This window comes from Herbiconiux sp., from assembly GCF_023264855.1.
In the GTDB taxonomy this organism is placed as follows: Bacteria; Actinomycetota; Actinomycetes; order Actinomycetales; family Microbacteriaceae; genus Herbiconiux.
On the sequence record NZ_JAHFUW010000096.1, the window covers coordinates 1 to 2,690 of the forward strand.

2 protein-coding genes are annotated in these 2,690 nt (G+C 67.5%); one reads left to right on the plus strand and one right to left on the minus strand.

The genetic code is table 11. From position 1 onward, the window contains the following. Positions 1-96: 96 nt before the first annotated feature. Positions 97-1,371, minus strand: coding sequence for an extracellular solute-binding protein (locus Q0D75_RS20925; RefSeq protein WP_291057817.1), 1,275 nt, complete (start codon positions 1,369-1,371; stop codon positions 97-99). Between the two features lie 142 nt (positions 1,372-1,513). On the opposite strand from Q0D75_RS20925, the gene Q0D75_RS20930 reads away from it, so the two are divergent. Next, positions 1,514-2,683: an ROK family transcriptional regulator gene (locus Q0D75_RS20930; protein ID WP_291057819.1), complete on the plus strand. Its 1,170-nt coding sequence runs from the start codon at positions 1,514-1,516 to the stop codon at positions 2,681-2,683. Positions 2,684-2,690: the final 7 nt, after the last annotated feature.

Here is a 2,690-nt window from a genome sequence, read left to right on the forward strand (position 1 = left end):
GGGCGAGGCGGCCGGGCGGCGTGGGGCCGCCGGAGCCGCCGGGGCCGCCCCACGCCGACCGTCGAGAACAACCATGTGATTCTGCTCGCTCTTTCTCTACTTGTTCTCGGCGAGCAGATCGTCGATCCGCGTCGCGGCCGAGGTGAGGGCCTCTTTCACCGTCACCGATCCCTCGAACGCCGAGACGAGTTCGGTGTTGAGGATGGTGTCGACCTCACTGGCCTGCGGGATGGGCAGTCGGGCCCTGGCGGTGTCGAGCTGGGTCGAGAAGGCCTCGTAGTACGGATCGATCGCGGCCTGCAGCTCGGCGAACTCCGGCTTCACGGTCATCTGACCCACCCCCGCCATTCCCACCTGGTACTGCTCCGACTGTGTGAACTCCGCGAACTTGTACGCCGCATCCGCGTGTTGCGTGGCCTCGGAGACCACGATGCTCTCGCCGCCGACCACGCTGATCGAGCCTCCGTCGCCGGCGGGGACGGGGGAGTACACCGGGGTGAAGTCGGGGTACTGACCTTGCCAGATCTCCTTCATCCAAGGTCCGTCGAGCACGGTGGCGTAGCTGCTCGAGGGCAGGCCGTCCGACGTCGATGTCGCGCCGGTGTTGCCCGTGATGAGGTTCGGGATGGCGCCCTCCTTGTAGAGGTCGACCAGCAGTTGCACCCCGGCGACGCTCTCGTCGCTGTCGAGGTAGCCGCTGGCGGTGGTGATGTCGGGATCGGTGATGTCGCCGCCCGCCGACCAGATCCAGGGCATGACGTTCCAGGCGCTCAGGCCGCTGTCGGCGAACGCGGCGATGCCGGTGCCGCTGAGCTTGGCGGCCATGGTCTTCATCTCGTCGAACGTGGCGGGCGGCGCGGACATGCCCGCCGCATCCAGGGCCTTCTGGTTCGAGATCAGCACGCGGGTGTTCGTGTTGAGGGGGAGGCCGTAGTAGTGGCCGTTCCAGGACGTGGTCTCGAGAGTGCCCGGGTAGACCGCGCCGGCGAGGTCGTCGAATCCGGGCATCGTGCCGTCGAGCTGCTTGAACACGCCAAGCTCGGCGAACTGGGCGACCCAGCCGATGTCGGAACGCACGAGGTCGGGGAGCTCGCCGCCGGCGGCGCTCGTCGTGAGCTTCTGCTTGAGTCCGTCGTACGGCATGTCGACGTAGTCGACGGAGATGCCCGGGTTCGCCTTCTCGAAGGCGGGGACCAGCTCGTTCTCGAGCACATCGGTCTGGGCGCTGTTGCCGCCGTTGCCATACGTGCCCCAGAACGTGAGGGTGATCGGTTCGTCGGCGCTGCCTCCGGACGAGGACGAACAGCCGGACAGGATGAGCGCACCGGCGACGGTGAGCGCGCCGGCGAGAGCGAAACGTGAATGCCTCATTGCAAATGTCTCCTGGTTCGGGAAGTGGCGGGAGCGCCATCGGCAGTTATTTCACCACACGAATAAACATGGCGTCAAGATGCGATTCTGTGCTTGAATGATCCCGCTTTTGTTTCGTCTGAAGAAGGAAAGGTGCGCCGGGATGCCGTGGAAACCCGCTGACGACCTCGCGCAGTCCGTCGCCCTGGAGGTGCTCCTGCACGGGCCGCTCGCCCGGGTCGAACTGGCGCGTCGGCTGGATCTCGCGCCGGCCACCCTCACGCGCATCAGCGCCGAGCTGATCGACGTGGGGCTTCTGGTCGAGACGCCCCAATTGGCCGAGCGGCGGGCAGGTCGGCCGTCGATCCCGCTCGACGTGGTGGCGGAGGCGCACTATTTCCTGGGCATCAAGCTCACCGGGGACGCCGTCATGGCGGCGGTCACGAACCTCCGTGCCGGTGTCGTGAACTACTTCGAGTTGGCACTGTCATCGACCGAGCCGGAGACGGTGGTCGAGAGGATCGCCGCCGCAGCGGGCCGGGCGGGCGGCTCCTACCCGATCGACGCCATCGGCATCGGGCTCGGCGGCGTGGTCGCCGGCGACGGCTCGGTCTCCAGCGCGCCTTTCCTCGGCTGGACCGATGTGCCACTGGCCCGTCTCGTGCAACAGGCGACCGGCATCCCGGCCTTCGCGGCCAATGACCTCACCGCGTTCATGGAGGCTCAGCACTGGTTCGGCCTCGGGGCGGGCCACGACAATTTCGCCGCGCTGACCCTGGGCGTGGGCGTGGGGTTCGGATGCGTGGCCAACGGCCGTCTTCTGGCCAACGACGACTCCGGCGTGGGCCTCGTAGGGCACTGGCCGCTCGACCCGCTCGGCCCGATGTGCAATCGCGGTCATCGCGGGTGCGCGGAGTCGATGCTCACGGTGCCCGCCATCCTGCGCGACATCTCGACGGCGCTGGACCGCCCCGTCGACTGGACCGAATTCCTGTCACTCGTCCGAGCCGGTCAGCCAGCGGCAACCGGGATAGCGACGAGTTCGGGCCGTGCACTCGGTCGCCTCATAGCCGCCGTCGCCAACCTCGTGGCTCCGTCGTTCGTCGTGGTGGGTGGCGAAGGAGTGGATCTTGCTGCGGTGTCAGCACGCGCGGTCGACGAAGGAATACGAGAACAGCGTGACCCGCGAGCTTCCACGGTGAAGGTCGAACTCACTTCGGGCACCAACGAGAGCTGGTGCCGGGGCGCGGCCGTGATCGCCCTCCAGGGATATGTGCTCGATCGGCGCCGCGTGGCGTCCCACAGGCCCGCACTCTCCTCGATCGACACGTAACGGCTGA

What these genes read in the sequence shown, in the direction of transcription:
- Q0D75_RS20925 (WP_291057817.1), bottom strand. Translation starts at nt 1,371, where the DNA reads ATGAGGCATTCACGTTTCGCTCTCGCCGGCGCGCTCACCGTCGCCGGT.
- Q0D75_RS20930 (WP_291057819.1), top strand. Translation starts at nt 1,514, where the DNA reads ATGCCGTGGAAACCCGCTGACGACCTCGCGCAGTCCGTCGCCCTGGAG.